This window comes from Micromonospora sp. NPDC049900 (assembly GCF_044461025.1).
In the GTDB taxonomy this organism is placed as follows: domain Bacteria; phylum Actinomycetota; class Actinomycetes; order Mycobacteriales; family Micromonosporaceae; genus Micromonospora.
Window position 1 is genome coordinate 1 of the sequence record NZ_JBITKM010000002.1, and the last position, 24,664, is coordinate 24,664.

General features: G+C 71.0%; 22 protein-coding genes and 3 pseudogenes. 13 read left to right on the forward strand and 12 right to left on the reverse strand.

What is annotated here, in order from left to right:
- Nucleotides 1-209 (forward strand): annotated as a pseudogene (locus tag ACIBMZ_RS04515) (hypothetical protein); the annotation flags it as partial.
- A gap of 124 nt (nucleotides 210-333) precedes the next feature.
- Here ACIBMZ_RS04515 and ACIBMZ_RS04520 read toward each other — a convergent pair.
- Entirely contained in the window at nucleotides 334-1,368 is a 1,035-nt protein-coding gene (locus ACIBMZ_RS04520) for an aminotransferase class V-fold PLP-dependent enzyme (protein ID WP_396691044.1), read from the reverse strand.
- Between the two features lie 300 nt (nucleotides 1,369-1,668).
- Nucleotides 1,669-5,202, reverse strand: coding sequence for a DNA polymerase III subunit alpha (dnaE, locus tag ACIBMZ_RS04525; RefSeq protein WP_396691045.1), 3,534 nt, complete (start codon nucleotides 5,200-5,202; stop codon nucleotides 1,669-1,671).
- An 876-nt stretch (nucleotides 5,203-6,078) separates the two neighbouring features.
- Between dnaE and ACIBMZ_RS04530 the strand changes: the two genes are divergently transcribed.
- Complete coding sequence (locus ACIBMZ_RS04530) at nucleotides 6,079-6,228, forward strand: hypothetical protein (RefSeq protein WP_396691047.1); 150 nt, start codon at nucleotides 6,079-6,081, stop codon at nucleotides 6,226-6,228.
- A gap of 93 nt (nucleotides 6,229-6,321) precedes the next feature.
- Here the strand turns inward: ACIBMZ_RS04530 and ACIBMZ_RS04535 are convergent, their stop codons facing one another.
- Together ACIBMZ_RS04535 and ACIBMZ_RS04540 are read right to left on the reverse strand one after the other, a co-directional pair.
- The gene (locus tag ACIBMZ_RS04535; protein ID WP_396691049.1) at nucleotides 6,322-7,899 is read right to left on the reverse strand and encodes an MDR family MFS transporter; all 1,578 of its coding nucleotides are present in this window, start codon (nucleotides 7,897-7,899) and stop codon (nucleotides 6,322-6,324) included.
- Between the two features lie 77 nt (nucleotides 7,900-7,976).
- Entirely contained in the window at nucleotides 7,977-8,594 is a 618-nt protein-coding gene (locus ACIBMZ_RS04540; RefSeq protein ID WP_396691051.1) for a TetR family transcriptional regulator, read from the reverse strand.
- A 140-nt stretch (nucleotides 8,595-8,734) separates the two neighbouring features.
- Between ACIBMZ_RS04540 and ACIBMZ_RS04545 the strand changes: the two genes are divergently transcribed.
- The 4 genes from ACIBMZ_RS04545 (at nucleotide 8,735) to ACIBMZ_RS04560 (ending at nucleotide 12,730) form a co-directional block, all read left to right on the forward strand.
- A complete protein-coding gene (locus tag ACIBMZ_RS04545) occupies nucleotides 8,735-9,076 on the forward strand; it encodes a PadR family transcriptional regulator (protein ID WP_117229241.1) in 342 nt (113 codons plus the stop codon).
- Nucleotides 9,073-10,020, forward strand: a complete 948-nt coding sequence (locus tag ACIBMZ_RS04550; protein ID WP_396691053.1) for a permease prefix domain 1-containing protein — start codon at nucleotides 9,073-9,075, stop codon at nucleotides 10,018-10,020. The genes ACIBMZ_RS04545 and ACIBMZ_RS04550 overlap by 4 nt, the downstream gene beginning before the upstream one ends.
- Before the next feature lie 138 nt (nucleotides 10,021-10,158).
- Entirely contained in the window at nucleotides 10,159-10,755 is a 597-nt protein-coding gene (locus ACIBMZ_RS04555) for a LemA family protein (RefSeq protein ID WP_176093276.1), read from the forward strand.
- 7 nt (nucleotides 10,756-10,762) lie between these two features.
- Nucleotides 10,763-12,730 (forward strand): M48 family metallopeptidase, encoded by a 1,968-nt coding sequence (locus ACIBMZ_RS04560; RefSeq protein ID WP_396691055.1) that lies wholly within the window; start codon nucleotides 10,763-10,765, stop codon nucleotides 12,728-12,730.
- Nucleotides 12,731-12,738: 8 nt separating this feature from the next.
- On the opposite strand, the gene ACIBMZ_RS04565 is transcribed toward ACIBMZ_RS04560, so the two are convergent.
- Nucleotides 12,739-13,347 (reverse strand): GNAT family N-acetyltransferase, encoded by a 609-nt coding sequence (locus tag ACIBMZ_RS04565; protein WP_396691057.1) that lies wholly within the window; start codon nucleotides 13,345-13,347, stop codon nucleotides 12,739-12,741.
- Between the two features lie 40 nt (nucleotides 13,348-13,387).
- On the opposite strand from ACIBMZ_RS04565, the gene ACIBMZ_RS04570 reads away from it, so the two are divergent.
- The 4 genes from ACIBMZ_RS04570 to ACIBMZ_RS04585 all read left to right on the forward strand — a co-directional run bounded on the left by ACIBMZ_RS04570 (nucleotide 13,388) and on the right by ACIBMZ_RS04585 (nucleotide 17,393).
- On the forward strand, nucleotides 13,388-14,668 hold the full coding sequence (locus ACIBMZ_RS04570; RefSeq protein ID WP_396691059.1) for a sensor histidine kinase: 1,281 nt from the start codon (nucleotides 13,388-13,390) through the stop codon (nucleotides 14,666-14,668).
- A complete protein-coding gene (locus ACIBMZ_RS04575) occupies nucleotides 14,665-15,363 on the forward strand; it encodes a response regulator (protein WP_396691061.1) in 699 nt (232 codons plus the stop codon). Before ACIBMZ_RS04570 ends, ACIBMZ_RS04575 begins: the two co-directional genes overlap by 4 nt.
- Nucleotides 15,364-15,441: 78 nt before the next feature.
- Nucleotides 15,442-16,335, forward strand: coding sequence for an ABC transporter ATP-binding protein (locus ACIBMZ_RS04580; RefSeq protein ID WP_396691063.1), 894 nt, complete (start codon nucleotides 15,442-15,444; stop codon nucleotides 16,333-16,335).
- Nucleotides 16,332-17,393 carry an ABC transporter permease gene (locus ACIBMZ_RS04585; RefSeq protein WP_396691065.1) on the forward strand — a complete coding sequence of 354 codons (1,062 nt, stop codon included), beginning with the start codon at nucleotides 16,332-16,334 and terminating at the stop codon, nucleotides 17,391-17,393. Before ACIBMZ_RS04580 ends, ACIBMZ_RS04585 begins: the two co-directional genes overlap by 4 nt.
- A gap of 140 nt (nucleotides 17,394-17,533) precedes the next feature.
- Here the strand turns inward: ACIBMZ_RS04585 and ACIBMZ_RS04590 are convergent, their stop codons facing one another.
- The 4 genes and pseudogenes from ACIBMZ_RS04590 to ACIBMZ_RS04605 form a co-directional block, all read right to left on the reverse strand.
- On the reverse strand, nucleotides 17,534-18,478 hold the full coding sequence (locus ACIBMZ_RS04590) for a GNAT family N-acetyltransferase (RefSeq protein ID WP_396691066.1): 945 nt from the start codon (nucleotides 18,476-18,478) through the stop codon (nucleotides 17,534-17,536).
- A 184-nt stretch (nucleotides 18,479-18,662) separates the two neighbouring features.
- Nucleotides 18,663-18,917, reverse strand: a complete 255-nt coding sequence (locus ACIBMZ_RS04595; RefSeq protein WP_396691068.1) for a hypothetical protein — start codon at nucleotides 18,915-18,917, stop codon at nucleotides 18,663-18,665.
- A 42-nt stretch (nucleotides 18,918-18,959) separates the two neighbouring features.
- Nucleotides 18,960-19,034, reverse strand: a pseudogene (locus tag ACIBMZ_RS04600) (DUF402 domain-containing protein); the annotation flags it as partial.
- 18 nt (nucleotides 19,035-19,052) lie between these two features.
- On the reverse strand, nucleotides 19,053-19,436 hold the full coding sequence (locus ACIBMZ_RS04605; RefSeq protein WP_396691070.1) for a hypothetical protein: 384 nt from the start codon (nucleotides 19,434-19,436) through the stop codon (nucleotides 19,053-19,055).
- Here ACIBMZ_RS04605 and ACIBMZ_RS04610 point away from each other — a divergent pair.
- Complete coding sequence (locus tag ACIBMZ_RS04610) at nucleotides 19,425-20,213, forward strand: nuclear transport factor 2 family protein (RefSeq protein ID WP_396691071.1); 789 nt, start codon at nucleotides 19,425-19,427, stop codon at nucleotides 20,211-20,213. The two genes, ACIBMZ_RS04605 and ACIBMZ_RS04610, sit on opposite strands and share 12 nt — an antisense overlap.
- Before the next feature lie 123 nt (nucleotides 20,214-20,336).
- On the opposite strand, the pseudogene ACIBMZ_RS04615 reads toward ACIBMZ_RS04610, so the two are convergent.
- From ACIBMZ_RS04615 to ACIBMZ_RS04625, 3 genes and pseudogenes are all read right to left on the reverse strand, one after another.
- Nucleotides 20,337-21,188 (reverse strand): annotated as a pseudogene (locus ACIBMZ_RS04615) (hypothetical protein).
- Entirely contained in the window at nucleotides 21,185-21,376 is a 192-nt protein-coding gene (locus ACIBMZ_RS04620) for a hypothetical protein (protein WP_396691073.1), read from the reverse strand. The pseudogene ACIBMZ_RS04615 and the gene ACIBMZ_RS04620 overlap by 4 nt, the downstream one beginning before the upstream one ends.
- Before the next feature lie 206 nt (nucleotides 21,377-21,582).
- Complete coding sequence (locus ACIBMZ_RS04625; protein ID WP_131053942.1) at nucleotides 21,583-22,332, reverse strand: YebC/PmpR family DNA-binding transcriptional regulator; 750 nt, start codon at nucleotides 22,330-22,332, stop codon at nucleotides 21,583-21,585.
- An 869-nt stretch (nucleotides 22,333-23,201) separates the two neighbouring features.
- On the opposite strand from ACIBMZ_RS04625, the gene ACIBMZ_RS04630 reads away from it, so the two are divergent.
- Together ACIBMZ_RS04630 and ACIBMZ_RS04635 are read left to right on the forward strand one after the other, a co-directional pair.
- On the forward strand, nucleotides 23,202-24,125 hold the full coding sequence (locus tag ACIBMZ_RS04630; RefSeq protein WP_350695082.1) for a hypothetical protein: 924 nt from the start codon (nucleotides 23,202-23,204) through the stop codon (nucleotides 24,123-24,125).
- A complete protein-coding gene (locus ACIBMZ_RS04635) occupies nucleotides 24,122-24,658 on the forward strand; it encodes a hypothetical protein (protein ID WP_350695084.1) in 537 nt (178 codons plus the stop codon). The genes ACIBMZ_RS04630 and ACIBMZ_RS04635 overlap by 4 nt, the downstream gene beginning before the upstream one ends.
- The last annotated feature ends 6 nt before the right edge of the window (nucleotides 24,659-24,664 follow it).

Below are 24,664 nucleotides of genomic sequence, written 5' to 3' on the forward strand. Positions count from 1 at the left end.
CGTCCAGCGGTTGGGGCACGGTCGAACAGATCACCGACCCCGAATACGCCACCCTCGCCTTCCTCAAGGGCCTCAAGCAGGTCGACGGCTGGCAGAACATGCCGCTGACCGTCGCCGCGCAGACCGTCCAGGTGTCGGCGTTCCCCGACCACTACGCCCAATGGGAACAGCAAGCCGCCGACCTCGTCGCCGCACACTGGAACAGCTGACCCCCACCCGAACACGAACACGACGGCCGGCACCCCCAAGAGGGCGCCGGCCGTCAACGACTCCACCGCGTTAGGAAGGGCCCCCTGCCATACACCACGCGACAGCAGGGGACCCTTCCTTCCATCACAGCAAGGCGTTGAGGGCGAGGTCTACGTCCTCGGGGGTGGTGTAGAGGTGGAAGGAGGCGCGAACCCGGCCCGCCCGGACGGCTGCGCGTACCCCGGCCCGTTCCAGCTTGTGCTCCGCGTCGGGCACCTCGACGGTGACGATGGCACTGTCGCCGGGCAGTCGCCCCAGGCCGGTGAGGAACCGGTTGGCCAGCGCCACGTTGTGCGCGTACACCGCCGGCACCCCGATCTCCAGCAGCAGTTCCAGCGCCGGAGCAGCGCCGACCCAGGGGAACCAGGCCGGCGAGATGTCGAAACGGCGGGCGTCGTCGGCCAGCCGCAGCGGCGGCCCGTAGTAGGAGGCGTGCGGGTCGCGGCCCGCGTACCAACCGGCGGAGTCGGGCCGCAGCCGCTCCCGCAGCGCCGGATCGAGGTACGCGAACCCGGTGCCCCGGGGACCCATCAGCCACTTGTAGCCGCCGGCCACGACCACGTCGGCCCGGCTCGCGTCAAACGGCAGCCAGCCGCACGCCTGGGTGGCGTCCACCGCGACGAGCGCGCCGTGCGCCCGGGCCGCCGCGACGATCTCGTCGTACGCGGCCACCGTCCCGTCGGCGGACTGCACCAGGCTGAACGCCACCAGGTCGGTGTCGTCGTCGATCGCGTCGACGAGCCCGGCCGGCGGTACGGTGCGCACCTGCACGCCCCGCTCCTCCTGCACCAGCCAGGGGAAGAGGTTGGAGGTGAACTCGACCTCGGGGACCACCACCCGTGCCCCGGCGGGCAGTGCGGCGGCGACCGGAGCCAGCATCTGGGAGACGACCGCGCCGACCGACACGTCGGTCACCGGCACGCCGACCATCTGGGCGAACGCCGCCCGGGACCGATCGGTCGCCTCGCTCCAGCCCTCCCAGGAGCCGCGTCCGGCCCGCCACGCCGCGAGCGCGTCCTGCAACGCCTCCCACGCCGGGTCCGGCGGCAGCCCGTAGCTGGCGGTGTTCAGCCACCCGGGCTGCGGTTGCCACAGTTTCTGTGCCTGTTCCAGTTCCACGCCCCGACGTTAGCCCTGCTCACACCCGCTCCCCAGCGCCAATCCGCGCACCCTGGCTCCCGACCCGCAGCCCGGACGCCCCGACCTGCTCCGAACGCTCCGGGCCGCGCCCCGAGCGCCCCGACCTGCTCCGCTCCCGACCCGCAGCTCGATCGCTCCGGGCAACATCCGAACGCTCCGGAGGCCCGCGCCTCGAACGCCGCGACCTGCAATCCGAACGCTCCGACCCGCGCCCCGAACGCTCCGGGCCCGCGTTCCGAGGGCCGCTCCGGCACCACCGCGTGCAGGGGCCGACCCGGGTCAGCTCACGTTGGCGGGACCGAGCACGCTCTTGAGGTCACCCATCAGGGCGGTGGTGGGGGCGACGCGGAACAGGCCCAGTCGCCAGGTCTCGACCCGGCCGCTGCGGTGCAGCTTCACGTGCACCTCGGTGTCGCCGGGATGCAGCAGCAGGGTCTCCTTGAGCCGGTCGGCGAGCGGTGGCGTGAGTCGGTTGACCGGGATCGTCAGGGTGACCGGTTTGCTCGCCGGGTTGCTGCTGACGTCCGGCAGTTGCATGTCCATCGCCATGATGCGCGGGGTGTCGTCGCGCCGGTCGATCCGGCCCTTGACCACCACGATGGCGTCCTCGGCGATGTACTGCCCGATCACCTCGTAGGTGTTCGGGAAGAACAGCGCCTCCACCCCACCGGCGAGATCCTCCAGGGTCGCCGAGGCCCACGCCCGGCCCTGCTTGGTGACCCGCCGCTGCACGCCGGAGAGGATGCCGGCGAGCGTGACCACCGCGCCGTCGGGCACGGTGCCCTCCTCGGACAGGGTGGCGATGGTGCAGTCGGCCGCCGCGTTCAGCACGTGCTCCAGACCGAACAGCGGGTGGTCGGAGACGTACAGGCCGAGCATCTCGCGTTCGAACGCGAGCTTGTCGCGCTTGTCCCACTCGCCGTCGCTGATGACGGGCATGACCGTCGTGGTGGTCGCGGTCTCGGTGTCGCCGAAGCCCGAACCGAAGAGGTCGTACTGGCCGACGGCCTCCTTGCGTTTGACGTCGGCGTACGCGTCGATGGCGTCGGCGTGCACGGTGAGCAGCGCCTTGCGCGGGTGCTTGAGCGAGTCGAACGCCCCGGCCTTGATCAGCGATTCGATGGTCTTCTTGTTGCAGACCACCGCGTCCACCTTGGACAGGAAGTCGTAGAAGTCGGCGTACTCGCCCTTCTCGTCGCGGCACCGCATGATCGCCGCCACCACGTTGGCGCCGACGTTGCGGATCGCGCCGAGACCGAAGCGGATCTCCTTGCCGACCGGGGTGAACGGCCCGGCGGAGGTGTTCACGTCCGGCGGCAGCACCTGGATGCCCATCCGGCGGCACTCGGACAGGTACATGGCCATCTTGTCCTTGTCGTCGCCGACGGAGGTCAGCAACGCCGCCATGTACTCGGCCGGGTAGTGCGCCTTCAGGTACGCGGTCCAGTACGACACCAGCCCGTACGCGGCCGAGTGCGCCTTGTTGAAGGCGTACCCGGCGAACGGGACCAGCACGTCCCAGACCTTCTGGATGGCCTCGTCGGAGTAGCCGTGTTCGCGGCAGCCGTCCCGGAACGGGCCGAACTCCTTGTCGAGGATCTCCTTCTTCTTCTTGCCCATCGCCCGGCGCAGCAGGTCGGCCTGGCCGAGCGTGTAGCCGGCGAGGATCTGGGCGGCGCGCTGCACCTGCTCCTGATAGACGATCAGGCCGTAGGTGGGGGCGAGGATCTCCCGCAGCGGCTCCTCCAGCTCCGGGTGGATCGGGGTGATCTCCTGGAGGCCGTTCTTGCGCAGCGCGTAGTTGGTGTGCGAGTCCACGCCCATCGGGCCGGGACGGTACAGCGCCAGGACCGCCGAGATGTCCTCGAAGTTGTCCGGCTTCATCATCCGCAGCAGTGACCGCATCGGCCCGCCGTCGAGCTGGAACACGCCCAGGGTGTCGCCCCGGGCCAGCAGCTCGTACGCGGCCTTGTCGTCCAGCGGCAGGGCCAGCAGGTCCAGTTCCTTGCCGTGGTTGAGCTGGATGTTCTTGACCGCGTCGTCGATGATGGTCAGGTTCCGCAGGCCGAGGAAGTCCATCTTCAACAGCCCGAGCGACTCGCACGTCGGGTAGTCGAACTGGGTGATGATGACCCCGTCGGAGTCCCGGCGCATCAGCGGGATGTGGTCGACGATCGGCTCGGCGGACATGATCACGCCGGCGGCGTGCACCCCGGTCTGCCGGATCAGACCCTCGATGCCCCGGGCGGTGTCGATGACCTTCTTGACGTCGGCCTCGGACTCGTACATGCCGCGGATCTCGCCGGCCTCGGCGTACCGGGGGTGCTTCGGGTCGAAGATGCCTTCGAGCGGGATGTCCTTGCCCATCACGGCCGGTGGCATGGCCTTGGTGATCCGGTCACCGACCGCGTACGGGTAGCCGAGCACCCGCGCCGAGTCCTTGATCGCGGCCTTCGCCTTGATGGTGCCGAAGGTGGCGATCTGGGCGACCTTGTCCTCACCCCACTTGTCGGTGACGTACTTGATCACCTCACCGCGCCGACGCTCGTCGAAGTCGATGTCGACGTCGGGCATGGAGACGCGCTCGGGGTTGAGGAAGCGCTCGAAGATCAGCCCGTGCGGGATCGGGTCCAGGTCGGTGATGCCCAACGCGTACGCGACCAGCGAACCGGCCGCCGAACCCCGTCCGGGGCCGACCGCGATGCCCTGGTTCTTGGCCCACTGGATGAAGTCGGCCACCACGAGGAAGTACGACGGGAAGCCCATCTGGATGATGACGCCCAGCTCGTACTCGGCCTGCACGACATGGCCCTCGGGGATGCCCTGCGGGTAGCGGCGGCCCAGGCCGGCGAAGGTCTCCTTGCGGAACCACGACTCCTCGGTCTCGCCCTCGGGCACCGGGAAGCGCGGCATCAGGTTGTGAAACTCGAACATCCCGGCCGGGTCGACCCGCTCGGCCACCAGCAGCGTGTTGCGGCAGCCCTCCAGCCAGACGTCGGAGCGGTCCACGTCGCGCATCTCGTCGGCGGACTTGATGTAGTAGCCGCTGCCGCCGAACTTGAACCGGTTCGGGTCGGCGACGTTGCTGCCGGTCTGCACACAGAGCAGCACGTCGTGCGCCTCGGACTGCGCCTCGTGCGTGTAGTGCGAGTCGTTGGTGACCACCGGCGGGATACCGAGCTTGCGGCCGATCTCGACCAGCCCGTCCCGGACCTTCTTCTCGATGTCCAGGCCGTGGTCCATCAGCTCCAGGAAGTAGTTCTCCTTGCCGAAGATGTCCTGGTACTTCGCGGCGGCTTCGAGCGCCTGCGCGTCGTGGCCCAGCCGCAGCCGGGTCTGCACCTCGCCGGAGGGGCAGCCGGTGGTGGCCATCAGGCCATCGGCGTACTCGGCCAGCAACTCGGCGTCCATCCGGGGCCACTTGACGAAGTAGCCCTCGGTGTACGCCTTGCTGGTCAGCGTGAACAGGTTGTGCAGGCCGGTCTTGTTGCGCGCCCAGATCGTCTTGTGCGTGTAACCGCCGCTACCCGAGACGTCGTCGCTCTTCTGCTCCGGCCGACCCCAGCGCACCCGCTTCTTGTGATAGCGCGACTCCGGCGCGACGTACGCCTCGATGCCCAGGATCGGGGTGACCCCGGCGGCCATGGCCTGCTTGTAGAAGTCGTTCGCGCCGTGCATGTTGCCGTGGTCGGTCATCGCCACGGCCGGCATCCCCTGCCGTTTGACCTCGGCGAACAGGTCCTTGAGACGGGCCGCACCATCGAGCATCGAATACTCCGTGTGCACGTGCAGATGCGCGAACGAATCGCCCACGGAGCCCCCCGGGTCGGATGATCGAGACGGTCGGGGCTAACCCTAACCCTGCCGCCGGAGACCGTTCCAGCGCGCCGCGCGCCCCCGGTCCGCCGGGGTGTCGCGGATCATGCCGGGCCGGTCCGCGCGGCCGACCGCACCGACCCGACGAGGTGGTGGACGGGCCCCACAGGCTGCCCCGTCGGCCAGGTCCGTCACCGGGTACGGCCCGGCCGTCCGGCAGCTCACCGACGGCGCGTACCCGCACCAGCCGGTCGCCCTCCATCCGCCGCAGCAGCCGGGCCTCGTCCAGGAAGCGTTCCGGACGCGTACGTCGTGATGCCCGTTCTCGGCAAGCACCTTGATCCGCCACGTGGGCGTCCAGTCCCGAGGCGTAACACCAGCCACACGGTCGCGAACGCCCCACGCCCGGCAGCCGCTCCACCCCATACACCCCGAACCCCGCAGGCATCCCCACCACCCCGCCCTCCCCCACCACCCCGCCCCTCCCCCACCACCCGACACCCGCCCCGCCGATCATGGAGTTGTGGCAGTTCCATAACGCGCATATCAGCACATATCAGCAACCTCAACTCCATGATCGATTCGGCTGCGGAACCCAACTCCATGATCGACGAAGCCGGACAACGAAAAGCCGGGCTGGCGCAGCCAGCTCCCCGCCGGACCGTCCACACCAGAGCGCGCTATGCCGAGAAGTGGGCGGGTGATGCAGATGACCAAGGAGTTCGTGCCCCCGACACCGTCCTTCCCGTCATCAGAACTTCTTGATCAACCGGGGCCAGCCCCGCAGGGCGGGAGGCGTCCTGCTGATTTTCAAGCATGGTCGACTGGTCCCGGTGTTCACCGCCAGCGCGTACCTGGTGCGGGTGGTCCCGGGTGGCGTCGTTCACCGGCCACCCGATCCGGCCCGGCGGCGGCGGCTTCCAGGTGGGCCCGGCGGCCTACGTCGAGCGCACCTTCCGGCAGGGCACCACCTGCTGGCCGACCGCGAACAAGAAGGGCCGCGCGCGCAGGACGGGCAGGTGAGTAGGACGGCCCCGGGCGCGACAATGCCGCGCGAGCGGGCAGGACCGATCGCCCCGGGCGGCAGTGCCCGGGGCGATCGGCGGTCGGTGGCGATCAGTGCGTCGGCAGGCCGGCCTCCTGGCGGGCCCGCTCGTCGCCGCTGACGGTGTGCAGCGCCTTCTCGCGGATGAACAGCACGGCGACCAGGGCGAGGAACGCGATCGGCGCGCCGATGAGGAACAGTTCGGAGGTGGCGGTGGCGTACGCGTCGCGCACGATCACCAGCACCGGCTCGGGCAGCGCGGAGAGGTCGGGTACCTCGGTGGTGCCGCCGTCGGCGGGGGCCGCCGCCGGGCCGAGCTGCGCGGTCATCAGGCCGGTGACCCGGTTGGCCAGGACCGCGCCGAGGGCGCTCACCCCGATCGCGCCACCCATGCTGCGGAAGAAGGTCAGCACGGAGGTGGCCGCGCCCAGTTCGTGGGCGGGTACGTCGTTCTGCGCCGCCAGCACCAGGTTCTGCATGAGCATGCCGACGCCGGTGCCGAGGATCGCCATGTAGGTGAAGAGCAGCGGCAGCGGGGTGTCGGTGCCGATGGTGGACAGCAGGAGCATGCCGACGACCATCACGGCGGCCCCGGCCACCAGGTACGCCTTCCACCGGCCGTACTTGGTGATGAGTTGGCCGGCGACCGTGGAGGAGACGAGCAGTCCGAGGATCATCGGCAGGCTCATCAGTCCGGCGATGGTCGGTGACTTGCCCAGCGAGGTCTGGAAGTACTGAGACAGGAACACGGTGCCGCCGAAGAGGGCGACGCCGACCAGCATGCTGGCGATGGTGGTCAGCGCGACGGTCCGGCTGCGGAAGATCTTGAGGGGGATGATCGGCTCGGGGACCCGGGCCTCGACCCAGATCGCCGCGCCGAGCAGCGCCAGGCCGCCGACGACCATCAGCGCGGTCCAGCCGGAGGCCCAGGCGAACTTGTGCCCGGCCAGCGAGGACCAGATCAGCAGCGTGGACACCCCGGCGGTGATCAGGGCCGCGCCGGCCCAGTCGATGCGTACCCGGCGGCGGGTGACCGGCAGGTGCAGGGTGCGCTGGAGCAGCACGATGGAGACGATGCTGAACGGCACACCGATCAGGAAGCACCAGCGCCAGCCCAGCCAGGAGGTGTCGACGAGGACGCCGCCGATCAGCGGTCCGGCGATGGTGCCGACGCCGAAGACGGCGCCGAAGATGCCGGCGTAGCGGCCGAGTTCGCGCGGCGGGATCATGGCCGCCATCACGATCATCGCCAGCGCGGTCATGCCGCCCGCGCCGATGCCCTGCACCACCCGGCTGAACAGCAGCACCTCGACGGTGCGGGAGAGTCCGGCGATCAGCGAGCCGACCACGAACAGGCCGAGGGAGAGCTGGATGAGCAGCTTCTTGCTGTAGAGGTCGGCCATCTTGCCCCAGAGCGGCACGGTGGCGGTCATCGCCAGCAGCTCGCTGGTCACGATCCAGGTGTAGACGGTCTGGCTGCCCTGTAGGTCGGCGATGATGCGGGGCAGCGCGTTCGCCACCACCGTCGAGGCGAGAATCGCCACGAACATGCCGACCATCAGCCCGGAGAGGGCCTGGAGGATCTCCCGGCGGGACATCGCGCCGCCACCCGACTCGGGGGCGTCGATCGGCTCGGTTGTTGCGGTCATGGACGCTTCCTCACGCGTGGTTCTGCCCGGGGCACGGTCGCGCCCGGGGGTGGTGGCAGGTCGGTGTGCGGCGGCGGTCAGCCGGTACGCGGGTCGGGCACTCCCGCCGCGACGGTGGCGAACGCCTCGTCGAGCAGCGCGGCGAGGGAGCCGACGCCGTCGCAGGTCGCCCAGCGGATCATCGCGGTACGCAGTGCGGCTCCGGCGACCGCGACGACGAGCGCCGGGTACGCGTCGGTGGCCGGACATCCGGTCCGGGCGGCGACCGCCTCGACCAGCGCCCGTTCGGTGACCGCGTTGCCGGAGATCAGGCGGGCCAGCAGCACCGGGTGTTGGCTGACCACCCGCATCCGCAGCAGTGACAGTTCGGCGTTGCCCTGCACCTCGTCGACGACCTCGGAGAAGGCGCGCCGGAGCGCCTCCAGCGCCGGCAGGTGCGCGGGTGCGGCGGCGAACGCGGCCAGCACCACCTCCCGGTCGGCCTCGGTGTCGCCGATCAGGGCGTCGTCCTTGGTCGGGAAGTAGTTGAAGAAGGTCCGCGAGGAGACGTCGGCCGCCTCGCTGATCTCTTCGACGGTGACCTGGTCGAGTCCGCGTTCGGCGACCAGGCGCAGCGCGGCGGTGGCGAGGGCGGCCCGGGTCTGCCGCTTCTTGCGGTCGCGTCGGCCCAGCGAGGTCGAGTCTTCCGAGGTCACGGCAGAACTGTAGAACCAAAGATGCAGTCTCTGCAAAGTTTTATCTTGTGACGTGAAACGCCTCGTCCCGACACCATGTCGTGCAGCAGACACTATTGCGAGTTGGACAATGCTGTGTGGCACACACTATCGTGTGGCGCATGGTCAGCGACGACGTCCTGCGGACACACCTCCAGGAGCTACGCCGGGGAACGGTGGTGGTGGCCAGCCTGGTCGCGCTGCGCCGACCCGACTACGGCTACGCGCTCCTGCAACGACTCACCGGGCACGGCTTCCCGGTGGACGCCAACACCCTCTATCCACTGCTGCGTCGGCTTGAGGAGCAGGGGCTCCTGAGCAGCGAGTGGAACACCGAGGAGAGCCGGCCGCGCAAGTTCTACCGCACCAGCGAGTCCGGCGAGCAGGTGCTGCGCCGACTGCTCGACGACCTCTCCGCCGTGCAGACCTCCCTCACCGACCTGATCGAAGGAGCCCCGCGATGACGACCTCCCTGACCGACCGGTATCTCGCCGCGACGCTGCGTTCCGTGCCGACCGGACGGCGTGCGGAGATCGCCGACGAGCTGCGCGCGTCGATCGCCGACATGATCGACGGCCGGACCGCCGCCGGGCTCGACGCCACCACCGCCGAGCGCGAGGTGCTCACCGAGCTGGGCGACCCGGCACAGTTGGCGGCCCGCTACCACGACCGGAGACTCCAGCTCATCGGCCCGGAGTACTACCCGGCCTGGCAACGCCTGATGATCGTGCTGCTGAGCACCGTGCCCGCCGTGGTCGGCGTGCTGATGGGCGTGCTGGAGACCACCACCGCCGAGAACCCGGCCGGCGCCATCGGCGAGGGCATCGGGGCGGCGTTCAACGTCGCGGTGCACATCGGCTTCTGGGTGACGCTGGTCTTCGCGGTGATGGAACGGCTGGGCACCCCGCTGCACCTGCCGGAGTGGACCGTCGACCACCTGCCCGAGGAGCCCGTCGAGCGGGACGTCACCCTCACCGACACGGTGGCCTCGATCGTGTTCCTCGGCCTCACCATCGCCTTCCTGCCCTGGCAGCAGTTCCAGCGGGTGATCGGTGACGGCGGCGACCGGCTGCCGATCCTCGACCCGGCGCTCTGGACGTTCTGGCTGCCGGTGTTCCTCGTGGTCCTGGTCGCCAGCATCGGTCTGGAGTTCGCCAAGTACCGGGCCCGCCGGTGGACCTGGCCGCTGGTCGGCGTCAACGTCCTGCTCAACCTGGGCTTCGCGGGTCCGGCGATCTGGCTGTTGCAGGAGGAACGGCTGCTCAACCCGGAGTTCGTCGACCGTTTCACCTGGCTGAGCGACGGCGGCCTCGCCATGGTCAGCCGGATCAGCATCGTGGTGATCGCCGCGATCGCCCTCTGGGACATCGGCGACAGCGCGGTCAAGGCGTACCGGGCCGAACGCTGATCCGACAGTCGGGTGCGGGCGGGACGCATGGCGGTCCCGCCCTCACCGGGCGTACACCTCAGGGGAGAACGGGCAGCTCTGGACTGTCGCCCGTACGATCATGAGCGCTGGAACCGACGTGCAACCGAGGGAGCGGCCATGGAACTGATCATCGGATTGCTGTGTCTGGTGGTGATCGTCGTAGCAGTGCTCGGCTTCGGCGTGTCGATCTACAACGGGCTGGTCCGGGCCCGCAACGCGTACCGCAACGCCTTCGCCCAGATCGACGTGCAACTGGTCCGCCGGCACGACCTGATCCCCAACCTGGTGGAGACCGCCAAGGGATACCTCAAGCACGAGCGGGAGACGCTGGAGGCGGTCATCTCGGCGCGTAACAACGCCGTCAACGCGCAGACCGCCGCGTCGGCCGCTCCCGGCGACCCGGCGGCGATGCAGCAGCTCAGCGGCGCGGAGAACGCGCTGAGCGCGACCCTGGGCCGACTGTTCGCGCTCTCCGAGGCATACCCGGACCTCAAGGCCAACCAGAACATGATGCAGCTCTCCGAGGAGCTGACCTCCACGGAGAACCGGGTCGCCTTCGCGCGGCAGGCGTACAACGACTCGGTGATGGCTTACAACAACAAGCGCGAGGTGTTCCCCGCGAGCATGCTGGCCGGGATGTTCTCGTTCGGTCCGGCGGCGCTGTTCCAGCCGGACGACCCGACGCAGCGCAACGCCCCGCAGGTGTCGTTCTGAGGAACCGATGAACTTCTTCGAACGACAGCGTCAGGTCCGCCGGCTGTCGACCCGGCTGGTCCTGCTGTTCGTCCTGGCCGTGGTCGGCATCGTGGTGGTGGTGAACCTCGCGACGGTGTTCGCCTTCAACGTCGGCACCAGCAACCCACCCCAGCTCGCCGGGCTGGTCGTGATGGTCACCCTGGCCACCGTCGCCGCGATCGGGCTGGCCGCGACGGTGCGTACGCTCACGCTGCGCGGCGGTGGCGGGAAGGTGGCCCGCGAGCTGGGCGGGGTGCCGGTGCCGGCGGACACCACCGACCCGGAGCTGCGGCGGCTGCGCAACGTCGTCGAGGAGATGGCGCTGGCCTCCGGCGTACCCGTGCCCGAGGTCTACATCCTGCCCGAGGAGACCGCGATCAACGCCTTCGCGGCGGGCTGGAGCCCGTCCGACGCGGCCGTCGCGGTCACCCGGGGCGCGCTGCAACGACTCAACCGCGACGAACTCCAGGGAGTCATCGCCCACGAGTTCAGCCACGTGGTCAACGGCGACATGCGGCTCAACATCCGGCTGATGGGCCTGCTGTTCGGCATCCTGTTCCTGACCGTGGTCGGTCGGGGCCTGGCCCGTGCCGGCGCCCTCGGCGGACGGAGCCGCAGCAGCAACAACAACGGCGGTGCCCTGCCGTTCATGCTGGTCGGGCTGGCGTTGCTGGTGGCCGGGTACATCGGGGTGCTCGCCGGTCGGCTCATCCAGGCGTCGGTGTCCCGGCAGCGGGAGTACCTCGCCGACGCCTCCGCCGTGCAGTTCACCCGGCAGACCAGCGGCATCGCCGGGGCGCTGAAGAAGATCGGTGGCCTCTCCGACGGCTCCGAGTTGCGCACGCCCAAGCGCGACGAGGTGGGGCACATGCTCTTCGGCGCGGCGGGCCGAGCGTCCTGGCTCGCCACCCACCCGCCGCTGGCCAAGCGGATCCAGGCGCTGGAACCCTCGTTCGACCCGAACGAGCTGCGGCAGCTCGCCCAGCGCTGGGCCGCCGCACCGCCGTCGGGCCGGCAGGAGGACATCGCCCTCGGCCTGGCCCCGAGCGGTCCCGGCGACGCGCCCGCCCGCCGGGACTCCGCCGGACCGGCCGCCGCGACGCTGCCGGTGGAGGGCACCCGGGTACGCGTCGCGCCGGCCGAGATGCTGGGCCGGGTGGCCGCACCCACCGAGACGGCGTACACGCACGCCGCGGCGATCCTCGACCGCATCCCGCAACCGCTGCTGGTCCGGGCCCGCAACCGGGACTCGGCCGCGCCGCTGGTGCTCGGGCTGCTGCTCGCCGCCGAGCCCGAGGTCCGGCGGCACCAGCACGAGGCCATCGCCCGCCAGCACGGTCCGGCGCTCGCCGACGCCGCTCTGCGGGAGGCCGGTGAGCTGGCCGGTCTGCATCCGATGCTCCGGCTGCCCCTGGCCGAGTTGGCGTTCCCGGCCCTGCGCGCCCGCACCGACGCCGAACTCGAATCGCTGATGGCGGCCGTGTTCACGCTGATCCACGCCGACGGCGCGATCAACGTGTCCGAGTACTGCCTGTCCCGGCTGCTGCTGGCCGAGATCCAGGAGTCGCTCAAGCCGGACTCCCGGTGGCGCACCGACCGCCGTACGCTCACCGACGCCCGCTCCGCGGCGGGTTACCTGCTGGCCATCCTGGCCCAGGTCGGGCACGGCGACCGGGCCGCCGCCGAGCAGGCGTTCCAGGCCGGTGTCGCCACCCTGCTGCCCGGCACCGCCCTGCCGTACGCGCCGCCGGAGAACGGCGTCCTGGCGTTGGAGACCGCCTGGCCGGTGCTGGACGGGCTGCGGCCGGGCGACAAGGAGCGGCTGGTCGCAGCCGTGGTGGCGGTGATCAGCCACGACGGGATGATGACCGTGCCGGAGATCGAGCTGCTGCGGACCATCTGCGGCCTGCTGCACTGCCCGCTACCGCCGATGGCCGGCGACGGCGTCGGCTGACCGCCGCGTCACCCGCCGGTCGGGGCCGTCAGGGGCCCGACCGGCGTGGTGCCCGTACACCGGTCCCGCCACTCACGAGCCAGCAGCGCGTAGATCACCTCGTCGGCCCACTCCCCCTTGACGTACTCGTTCTCCCGCAGGTGGGCCTCGCGCCGCATACCCAGCCGGGCCAGCACCTGGGCGGAGGCGGTGTTGCGGGCGTCCAACCGGCCGACGACCCGGTGCAGGTCGCACCGGTCGAAAGCCAGCGCAAGCATGGCCCGGGCCGCCTCGGTCGCGTAACCGCGTCCCCGGTGGTCCGGATGCAGCAGGTAGCCGATCTCGCCCTGCCGGTGCGCCGCGCTGGTCCAGCACAACAGCACGTCGCCGACGAGTTGCCCGGTCTCCCGCAGCACCACCGCCAACTGGATCGCGTCGCCCTGTTCCCGCAGCGCGGTCCGCTGCTGCCGCCGCGCCAGCACCTCGCGGATGCCGTCGAGGTCGGCGGGTGCCTCGCTGTAGAGGTAGCGGTGGACGGCCGGGTCGCCGAAGTAGGCGTGCAGGTCGGTCACGTCGGCGGGCTGGAAGGCCCGCAGGTGCAGTCGCTCGGTCTCGATCGGCAGGTCAGGCGTGAACACCGGGGCAGGCTACCCGGTGGCGGGATGGCATTCTCACCTGGTGACCACCGAGAGCAGCGACGACTGGCGGCGGCCGGGCCCCACGCCCGAGCAGCAGCGCCTGGACCTCTACGCCGGGCTGGCCGCGACGGTCATCGCCCTGCTCAGCCTCACGCTGGCCCGCAGCACCGGTACGTTCCTGCTCGGGCCGCCGCCGTCCGGGCTCGAACAGATCCTCTGGACCGTCGCGGTGCCCCTGCCGTTGATCTGGCGACGCCGGTACCCGGTCGCCACCGCGCTGGCCGTGTCGGCCGCGTTCATCGGCGCGCAGGTCCGGGCCGTCCCGGAGTGGCAGCTCTCCCAGTGGGCGCTGTTCGCCGCCATCTTCACGCTCGGCGCGTGGGGGCCGAACCGTCGGCTGTCCCGGCGGCTGCGGATCGGCATCATCGGCGCCATGTTCGCCTGGCTCGGCATCGCGTACGCGATCAGCCTCGACGAGATCACCCCGGACAGCTTCGAGAACGCGCTCGGGCCGGTGCCGCCGGTGCTCGCCGCGATCGTCACCGGTCTGCTGATCAACGTGTTGTTCTTCGGGTTCGCGTACTTCTTCGGGGAGACCGCCTGGATCGCGGCCCGGCGGCAGCACGAGCTGGCCGAGCAGGCCGAGCAGTTGCGCCGGTCGCAGGCGGAGGCCCGGCAGCACGCGGTGGTCGGCGAGCGGGTCCGGATCGCCCGGGAGCTGCACGACGTGGTCGCCCACCACGTGTCGGTGATGGGTGTGCAGGCGGCGGCCTGCCGCCGGGTCTTCGACAAGGACCCGGCGAAGGCGCGGACCGCGCTCGCCTCGATCGAGGAGTCGGCCCGGACCGCGGTGGACGAGTTGCGCCGGATGCTCGGGGTGCTGCGGGCCCGCGACAACGGCCCGGAGGGCACCGGCCAACCCGCCGGGGTCGACCGGATCGCCGCCGTGGTGGACCGGGCGCGGGAGGCTGGCCTACACGCCACGCTGGGGGTGTACGGCGACCCGACGCCGCTGCCCGAGTCGGTGTCCCAGGCCGCGTACCGGGTGGTGCAGGAGGCGGTGACGAACGTGTTGAAGCACGCGAGCGGGGCGACCCTGCTCGATGTCCGGGTCCGTTATCTGGCCCAGGAGATGGAGGTCGAGGTGACCGACGACGGTCGGGCCACCCGCCCGGCGAACGACGACGGGTTGGGACTGGTCGGGATGCGGGAACGGGTCACCACCCACGGCGGGGAGTTGGAGGTGGGCCCGCGTACCGGTGGTGGGTGGCGGGTGCGCGTCCGCTTCCCGCTGCCGCTGACGGCCGGAAGCGCGACGTGACCGGGGCGACGCCGCCGGTCCGGGTGCTGCTCGCCGACGATCACCACCTGGTGCGGACCGGCTTCCGGGTGATCCTGGAGATCGAGGACGACATCGAGGTGGTCGGCGAGGCCGCCGACGGGGAACGGGCGGTCGCGATGGCCCGGGCGCTGCGCCCGGACGTGGTGCTGATGGACGTGGAGATGCCCGGCGTGGACGGGTTGGAGGCGACCCGTCGGATCAGCACCGAGTCGGACGAGCCGGGCGGTCCGGCGGTGCTCATGCTCACCACGTTCGACCGGGACGACTACCTGTTCGCCGCGCTGCGCGCCGGGGCGAGCGGGTTCCTGCTCAAGAACGGCACGCCGGAGGCGCTGGTCGACGCGATCCGGGTGGTGGCCCGGGGCGACGGTCTGCTCGCCCCGGAGCTGACCCGTCGGGTGATCGCCACGTTCGCCCGGCCGGGAGGTCCGGCCGGGACGGTGGGTGGCCCCACCCCGGAGGAGGCGCTGCGCGACCTGACCCCCCGGGAGCGGGAGGTGCTGGTCCTGGTGGCCGGCGGTGCCAGCAACGCCGAGATCGCCGGAGCCCTGCATCTGGGCGAGGCGACCGTGAAGTCGCACGTCAGCCGGGTGCTGGCAAAGCTGGGCCTCCGCGACCGGGTGCAGGCGGTGGTCTTCGCGTACGAGCAGGGGGTGGTGCGCCCGGGCGGATGACCTCCATCCGGAGGTGGAGTCCGGATTTCCGTCGACGGACGGAGGGCAATCGATGATCACGCTTCTAGCGTGGAGTGCGTGACCACGGTACTCCGCCTCGACGGCGTCGACCGCAGCTTCGGCGACCGTCAGGTGCTCAAGAATGTGTCCTTCGATGTCGTCGCCGGTCGGATGACCGGCTTCGTCGGCGGTAACGGCGCCGGCAAGACCACCACCATGCGGATCATCCTCGGCGTGCTCGCCGCCGACTCCGGCCGGGTGACGTGGCGGGACGCCCCGCTGACCCGACAGGTCCGGGGGCGGTTCGGCTACATGCCCGAGGAACGCGGTCTCTACCCCAAGATGAGCGTCCGCGAGCAGGTGGTCTATCTGGGCCGGCTGCACGGGCTGACCGCCGAGGGCGCCCGGCGCGCCACCGACGACCTGCTGGAGCGGGTCGGCCTCGGTGAGCGCGGTGACGACCTGCTGGAGACGCTGTCGCTGGGCAACCAGCAACGCGCCCAGATCGCCGCCGCCCTGGTGCACGACCCCGAGGTGCTGGTGCTCGACGAGCCGTTCTCCGGGCTGGATCCGATGGCCGTGGACACGGTCGTGGCCGTGCTGCGCGAGCGGGCCGCCGCCGGTGCGCCGGTGCTCTTCTCCAGTCACCAGTTGGACGTCGTCGAACGGCTCTGCGACGACCTGGTGATCATCGCCGACGGTGCGATCCGGGCTGCCGGCAGCCGCGACGAGTTGCGTGCCGCGTACACCACGCCCCGCTACGAGCTGGTGGTGGAGACCGACGCCGGTTGGTTGCGGGACCAGCCCGGCGTGACCCTGGTCGACCTGGACGGCGCCCGCGCCGTCGTCGACCTGACGCCCGGCACGGACGAGCAGGTCGTGTTGCGCGCCGCGCTGGAGCGTGGCGCGGTCCGCGCGTTCCGACCGGTCACGCCCTCCCTCGCCGAGATCTTCCGAGAGGTCGCCCAGTGAACACCATGCAGGCCACCCGACTGGTCGCCGCCCGCGAGATCCGGGTCAAGCTGCGCGACCGCACCTTCCTGATCAGCACGGTCGTCTTCCTGCTGATCGCCGCGGCGGCGACCATCCTGCCGCCGCTGTTCTCCGGCGGGCCGTCCAGCGTGGCGACGACCGAGGCGGCGGCGGCTCCGCTGCGCGCGGCCGGTCTGGAGGTACGCGTCGTCCCCGACGACGCCGCCGCCGAGCAGGCCGTACGCGACGGTGACGCGGACGCCGCTGTCGTCGCCGGCCCGAGGGTGCTGGCCATGAACGACGCCCCCAACGACGTGGTCAACGCGTTGAGCACCCGGCCTCCGGTCGAGTTGCTGAACCCGGACGCGATCGACCCGGTGCTGGCGTTCCTGGTGCCGTTCGCCTTCGCGTTCATCTTCTTCATCACCTCGCAGACGTTCGGCGTGCAGATCGCGCAGAGCATCATCGAGGAGAAGCAGACCCGGATCGTGGAGATCCTCGTCGCGGCCGTACCGGTCAAGGCGTTGCTGGCCGGCAAGATGCTCGCCGGCACGATCCTCGCGCTCGGCCAGATAGCCCTGGTCGCCCTGGTCGCGGTGGCCGGCATGGCGTTCAGCGGCAGTACCGACATGCTCTCCCTGCTCGGCCCGGCGATCGGCTGGTTCATCCCGTTCTTCCTGCTCGGCTTCGTGCTGATCGCGGCCATGTGGGCGGCGGCCGGTGCGCTGGTCAACCGGCTGGAGGACATCGGCGGGGTGTCGACGCCGGTGCAGCTCGCGGTGATGCTGCCGTTCTTCGGGGTGGTCTTCCTCAACGACAACCCCACCGCGATGACGGTGCTGTCCTACCTGCCGTTCTCGTCGCCGACGGCGATGCCGCTGCGGCTGTTCGCCGGGGACGCGGCGCTCTGGGAGCTGTTCGCCTCGCTGGTGCTGCTGCTGGTGGCGGCGGCCGGGTTCCTGCTGGCCGGGGCCCGCGTCTACGAGGGGTCGCTGTTGCGGACCAACGGCCGCACCTCGCTGCGGACCGCCTGGCGGGAGCGCGAGACGATCGGCTGACCGCACGACGCCCGTCACGCGTCGGCGTCCCTGCACGGGGTCGCCGGCGCGTCGCCGTCAGCGGCCACGTCCGACCTTGAGCTGCGGCAGGTCGTGCGGTCAGCGGCCACGTGCGGCCTGGAGCACGGCAGGTCGTGCCGTCAGCGCCCACAGGCGACCTTGAGCTGCGGCAGGTCGCGGGTGAACTCCCGGAAGCCGACACCGAGGTACATGTTCCGGGCGGCCGGGTGGGCCGGTGCACCGAGGCAGGCCACCAGCGCCCGGCGTGCCCCGGCCGCGCGGGCGCGGTGCATCCCGTAGAGCTGCAACGCGGAGCCCAGCCCTCGCCGCCGGAAGTCCCGGTGGGTGCCGACCGGCTCGAACTCGGCGGTCCGCGTCGCCTCGTCGTACCAGACGATCGCGGTCGCGGCGAGCGTGCCGTCCGACGCCTCGACCAGCACGTGCAGGTCGGCGCGGTAGGGCCAGGTCCGCTGCACCCGCGCGCAGGCGGTGTCGGTGAAACTCGACCGGTGCCAGGCGTCCCGGTGCGCCCGGGCCAGGGCCGCCACCGACAGGTGCTCGGCGGTACGCAGCCGGAAACCCTCGGGCAGCACCGGCTCCGGCACGTCGACCAACTCCCGCGCGTTGAACTGGATCCAGGAGCCGCTGTCCGAGCCGGTCTCGGCGTCGAACGCGTACCCGTGGGCGGCCACGGCGGCCCGCGACGCCGCGTCCCCGACCTGCACGGTCAACGCGCGGTCGACGTCGCCGGCCACCTCGTCGTACCAGTCGAGGACCTCGGTCAGCAGCTCCGTCCGGTCCGGATGCGCCTGCCAGATCAGGTTGGCCCGGGTGACCTCGCGGAACGTCCCGTCACTGCGCGCCACCCGGTGCGGCAGGTACGCCCACCCCCACGCGGCCAGCCGGTCGTCGACGAACCACAACCGGTGCCGCCAGTACGGGCGGAGGGCGTCGTGGTCCTTGGCCCAACCCCAGGCCAGCTCACCGACCGTCGCCTCGCCGTTGACCAGCTCCGGCCGCCGGGCCATCACCTGCTGGGCCAGCCCCTGCATCAACCGCAGCTCGTGCGGGCCGAGATCCGTCATCCGGGCACCCTCGCAGGGCCCCGGCCGGGCTGTCGAGGCATTTCGTGCCGAGTCGGGCCGCGGGTCGGCCGCCCGAGGTCAGCGTCTCGCGCCGCCCGAGGTCCGTCGGGTTGCCGAGGTCCGTCGGTCGCTGAGGCGTCGCTCGCTGAGGTGCGTCGGTTGGCCGCCGAGGTCAGCGCGTCGGTCATCGTCGTCCGTCGGTCATCGTCGTCGGGTCGGCCGCCGACGTCGGGTCGGCTGCCGACAGGCAGCAGGGGACGGCGGCCCAGCCGGCGGGCAGGCGCGGCGTCGGCCAGGCCGGGTCGGGCCGCCAGGCCGCCCAGGACTCGTCCCACCAACGCTCACCGGCGTCGAGCAGGGCGGCGATCCGGTCGCCTTCGGCGCGGATCGTCTCCCCCATCCCCGGGTAGCGCCCCTCCACCAGCCGCTGGGCGAACATCTCCACATCCTTGAAGACGTACCGGTCGGCGTCCGCCGCCCACCACAGGTCCAGCTCGTGGTCGAGGGTGTCGACCCCGATCGGGGTACGCCGGAACGGATCATGGAGGTTGAAGTACCACCCGGCGAAGACGCGCTACGGACCGGACCAGAACACGTCGACCGAGTGGGCCTCACCGGGGCGCTGGAGCATCAGTTTGCCGTGCCCGGTCCAGGCGGTGTGCCCGGCCGTCTGCCACGGGTGCCGCCCGCACGGGAAGACGCCCTCGTCGGGGAACCCGAACTCGGCTCCCGGCGGCAGGTAGAGCGCCAGCAGGTCGGCGGAGTCCTCGACGCAGATCGTCGGCACGGCGAACCAGACCTCGCGGACCGGCCCATGATCACGCTCGATCCGGGATCGAGTGCCTTCCCCCGCCCGCCGAGACCACTCGATCCTGGATCGAGCGGACCGTGACGCCGGACGCGGCACCTCGCCGAGCATGATCTCCCGCTGCGGCGGCTGCTTGCGGTGTATCAGCACCTGCCCGAGCGGCCCCGCTGGATGTGTCGGGCGTGCGCGCGGGGCTGGCCCTGTCCGGCGGCCCGGATACTGCTGCGGGTCGGGTACGACCTGGACCGGGTCGGCCTCACCGTCTATCTCGCCCGCCAGTTGTTCGACGCCACCGGCGACCTGTTGCGGCTGGCCGAGGGTGCGCCACCGCCACCCGGCGAGCTGTTCGACCGCTTCCTGTCCTGGGCGACCCCGCAGTCATGGCAGCAGCCGCAGGCCGGGCGGTTGCCGCAGGCCGGACGACCTCACGGACTGCGGCGGCAGCCCCCTGCACCAGCCGGAATGTCACCCGTGGCTGGTACAAGTCCAACACCCACCGACCGGAGGAGCAGGATCATGGACGTACGTGACGCGGCCCAGCGATGGGCCGACGCCTGGGCCACGGGTTGGCCCGCCCAGGACGGGGAACGCATCGTCGAGTTGCAGGCCGAGCAGGGCGACCACTGGGCGTCGATGTTCCGCGCCTGCCGGGGCCGAGCCGGGCTGCGCGCCTACGTCGAGGAGTGCTTCGGCGAGGAGACCCGCCCGGCCGAGGTCTGGTTCGGCGTGCCCCGGGTCGACGGCGACACCGCGACCGTCGAGTACTGGGCGATCACCTACCCGTACGACCAGCCGGTCACCCTCTCCGGCTGCACGGTGGTCCGCTTCGACGCCGACGGCCTGGTCACCGAGTCCCGCGACTACTCGCACGCCAAGGAGGGCCGCATCCCCCCGCCCACCGGCCTGTTCGCCGACCACCACCCGTGAATCTTGGGACGGTTTCCGCTCTCGAAACGGAACTGTCCAAGATTTTTGAGTCAGCGACGCCGGAAGCGCGGATCCGCCTGGCAAAGGACGCGGCGGAGCCCTCGAGGAAGGGCCAGCGGCGGCTCAGTTCTCGGGGAGGGTGCGCATGGTGCGCAGTGGGGAGAAGACGACCCAGAGGACCCCGAACAGGGCACCGATCCGGCGACCCCGAGGGCGGGCCGTACCCCGACCGTGGCGCCGAGTGCCCCGCCGACCAGGGCGCCGATCGGACGGATGCCGTGGTTGACGGTGCGCCGGAAGCCGGAGACCACGGCGAGCATCGCCACCGGGATGGCCGCGATCTGCACCGAGCCGACCGCGATGTCGAGGATCATGACGCCCAGCGCGGAGACGAACTCGGCGGCGACCAGCAACGCGAGCACCACCGGCTGCGGTCCCGTGGCGAGCGGCACGAGCAGCAGCGGAGCCGGGAAGACGACGAACCCGAGCAGCACTGCGGGGCCGATCCCGATGCGGCGGCTGACCGGGCCGGTGACCGCCGCACCGAGCAGCCCGCCGACCGCGCCGGCTCCGATGGCCAGGCCCAGGAGGCCGGGAGAGACGCCGGCTCAGGAAGACCGCCGACACCAGGTAGGTGACGACGCCGGAGATGAGCGCGATTGAGGCGGTGAGCACCTGCACCAGCACGCCGCCGACGCTCGGACCGGCCACGTTGCGCCATGGCCCGACTGCCGTTGACCAGACTGTTCGCGTCCACGTAGTCCGACCGCCGGACCAGTGCGGCGAACAGTCGGCGGGCCCGACGCCGACGGCGAGCAGGGCCAGCAGCGGTACGGCGAGCATGGTGATCTGGTCGCCGAACAGCGAGACGGTCTGCGCGGACCAGTAACGGCGAAACGCCGTCTCGCGGAGCAGCCGTGGGACGCGCGACCGGGGCGGCGGCGCGGCTTCGGCCAGGACGAGCAGTTCGGTCACGTCCCGTCTCCGCCCGCCGGTTCTGCCCGGGCGACGCCACGGGGTAGCGCCATCTGCACGAACGTCACCGGGCGGGACCCGGGCGGGCGTTTCGCCGGGTCGGCGATCCGGTCGGCGTACCGGGCCAGCAGTGCGTCGACCGTCTCCGTGATCTCGCACAGCTCGGCGGCGGTGACGTGCAGCAACACGTCGCCGAAGCCGGCGGCGGCCCGCCACTGCGCGGGCTCGTCGGCGGCTGAGGAAGAGGCGCGGGGCGATCTCCTGGTTGGTCAGGCCGGCGCGGACCAGCTCGGCGATCTCCCGTTCCCGCTGCGGTCGGTGGCCTGAACGCCGGACGGCCCGTCCCCGTTGATCGGGGACGGGCCGTTCCGGTGTGCGCCGGTCGGGCGGCAGGTCAGCCGACCGCCTCCATCACCTCGTCGCTGACGTCGAAGTTGGCGAAGACGTTCTGCACGTCGTCGCTGTCCTCCAGCACGTCGATCAGCTTGAAGATCTTGCGCGCGCCCTCCTCGTCCAGCGGCACGGTGACGCTGGGGATGAGCGAGGACTCGGCCGACTCGTACTCGATGCCGGCGTCCTGGAGCGCGGTGCGGACGGCGATCAGGTCACCCGGCTCGGAGACCACCTCGAACGCCTCGCCCAGGTCGTTGACCTCCTCGGCCCCCGCGTCGAGGACCGCCAGCATCACGTCGTCCTCGGTGGTGCCCGCCTTCGGCACGATCACCACGCCCTTGCGGGAGAACATGTACGACACCGAACCGGCGTCGGCGAACGAGCCGCCGTTGCGGGTCAGCGCGGTGCGTACCTCGGTGGCGGCGCGGTTGCGGTTGTCGGTCAGACACTCGATGAGCAGTGCGACGCCGTTCGGGCCGTACCCCTCATACATGATCGTCTGGTAGTCGGCGCCGCCGGCCTCCAGGCCGGAGCCGCGCTTGACCGCCCGGTCGATGTTGTCGTTCGGGACCGAACTCTTCTTGGCCTTCTGGATGGCGTCGAACAGGGTCGGGTTGCCGGCCGGGTCACCGCCACCGGTCCGCGCCGCGACCTCGACGTTCTTGATCAGCTTGGCGAACATCTTGCCGCGCTTGGCGTCGATGACCGCCTTCTTGTGCTTGGTCGTCGCCCACTTTGAGTGGCCGGACATCTGTTACCTCCGTTGCTACCCGCCGTCTGCATCGACCGCACCGCGCACGCCCCGCTCCGCACCCGCGCACGCGGTGGTGCCGGTCAGCTCTGGTGGAAGCCGTGGCGGCCAGAAGGCCCTGCCGAATCTCGACAATCCTACCGACGGGCGGCGGGTGGTCGTCACCCGCCGCACGTCGGCCGCCGGCCTGATCGCCCGAGCTTCACAGATCGGACAAAAGCCACCGACGAACGTGCCCGCGACCACCTGCCGGACTCGGCGGAGCTGGCCGACCAGCAGGTGGCCGAGCTGCACCGGCGTCGACAGGGTGATCCGGTGGTCGACGCGTTCGCCGAACGCCTCGCCGTGACGGTGGGGACACCCTTCACCTCCCGCTGGGAGCGCCGTCCGGTGGCGGTGCGGGCCAGCGGCGTGCGCTGGTTGCGGCATCGGCGAGGTCGGGCGACTGCGCCTGGCGTACGAGACGGCTCGACCTCGCCGACGACGGCCAGCGGCTGCTGGTCCACCTGCCCGCCGACGCCGCCTGCGCCGAGGCGCTGGACCACCTACTGGGCCGACGTCCCGGCGGCCTGCGCTCGGTGGCCGGCTGAGTCCGACGCCCTGCGCCCGTCGCGGGCTGCTTCGGCGCCCTGCGGACGGCGGGCAGCACCGCCTCCTGGCGGCTTTCCGACAGAAATGGCGGGGGTCGTCGACGGCCCGCACCGCAATTCCCCTAAAACCGCCCGACGGTAGCCCTCGGCACATCCGGCAACTGCCAAGGATCCGCCGAACAGCCATTCTTCCGGCCCCGGGGCGCGCCTTTTCCGACTGGCCCGGGTGCCACACACTGGCGCTGTCGTGAGCAGTCGACCGCACCCCGGAGGCGATACGTGCTGGAGGATTTCGAGGAATTCGGCCGTGACCTGCCGATGATCGGCAAGGGCGGCGTCAGCGCGCTCAACAAGTTCTCGCTCATGGTGGAACTGCCGTACGCACAGGATCTCGACCTGCCGCCCGAACGCAAACGCGCGGTGGGGGCCCGGTTGTACCGCAGCGTCGCCGAGGTGCTGGAGGCCGCCGAACTGTACTCGGTGCAGCACCTGCGGCTGGACTGGTCCGACGGCAACATCGGGATCGTCTACGACGACTCGTCCTTCGGCTTCCGGATGGCCATCCGACGCGACCTGCGCATCATCCTCGAACGGCCCGGATCGTCGCTGCGCCTCTTCCACAATTGGTACCGGGTATTCATGCCCTACATCCAGGGGCTGGTGTCGCGAATCGCGATCGACCTGTCCGACATCCTGCATTCCGATTTCGACCTGCAACCGATCCGGACCAGTTACCTGTTCTCCCTGCTCACCTACGATTTCATTCCGGTACGCGCACCCCGCCCGGTCAGCAGCCACCAACTGATCGGCAACCTGTTGTCGCACCGCCCCGGCGAGGACGGCCGATTCCTCTCCGTGCCCAGTGGTGGCGCCGCCGGTCCGCTGCGCACCGGCCGACTCGACGTGGAGATCTCCAACTTCCGCGAGGTCGCCCCCGACGTGCACGTACGCGAGATCTACGACATCCAGGCCCCCTCGAACCAGGGCTACCGCGGCATCTGGCTGGACTTCTACTGCATCTCCGAGACCGTCGGCGACGGTGACCCGGCCCTGGAGTCGCGCATCGCTCCACGGCCCGAGTTCCTGCTGGAGCAGTACACGGTCCCGTACCGCGACTTCTTCCGGGATCGCGTCGTCAAGGGCTTCCTGGCCGACTTCTTCAAGGACTGCGAGTTCTCCTGCGCCGTCGGGACCATGCCGTGACGCAGGAGACGCTCAACGTCATCCAGTTCGCGGGCCTGGTGGCCACCTTCGTGTGCAGCATCGTCGCGCTGTTCCTGTCCTGGCAGAACAACCGCTCCTCGGATCGGGAGGTGCGGGTGGCCGCCGAACAACTCCGGGCCTCGATCATCCCCGTTCCGATGATCCAGGACTCCCGGCTGACCTGGCGCGGGCAGGCCCTGGTGGTGCTCTCCGTCCGGCTCCGCAACGTCGGGTCGGGGCCGATCCTCGGCATCCAGATCACCGGCATCCGGATCGACCGCACCAGCCTGGCCTTCGAGGCACTGAGCGCCCCGAAGGCGGACGTCGTCATGCCCACCACCGACGTCGAGCAGCGGCTCCGCTTCGTCGACCCACCGCAGGTCGCGCAGCCGAGTCTGGTGCTCGTCGAGATCGAGTACTTCGACGTGCTGGGCAACCACTACCAGCAGCCACTGCCGTTGACGGTCGTCTCCGGCACCGGCAGCGGCGCCATGGCCGGAGTCCGTCCCGCCCGCATCAGCCGGAACCCCTAGAGAGGC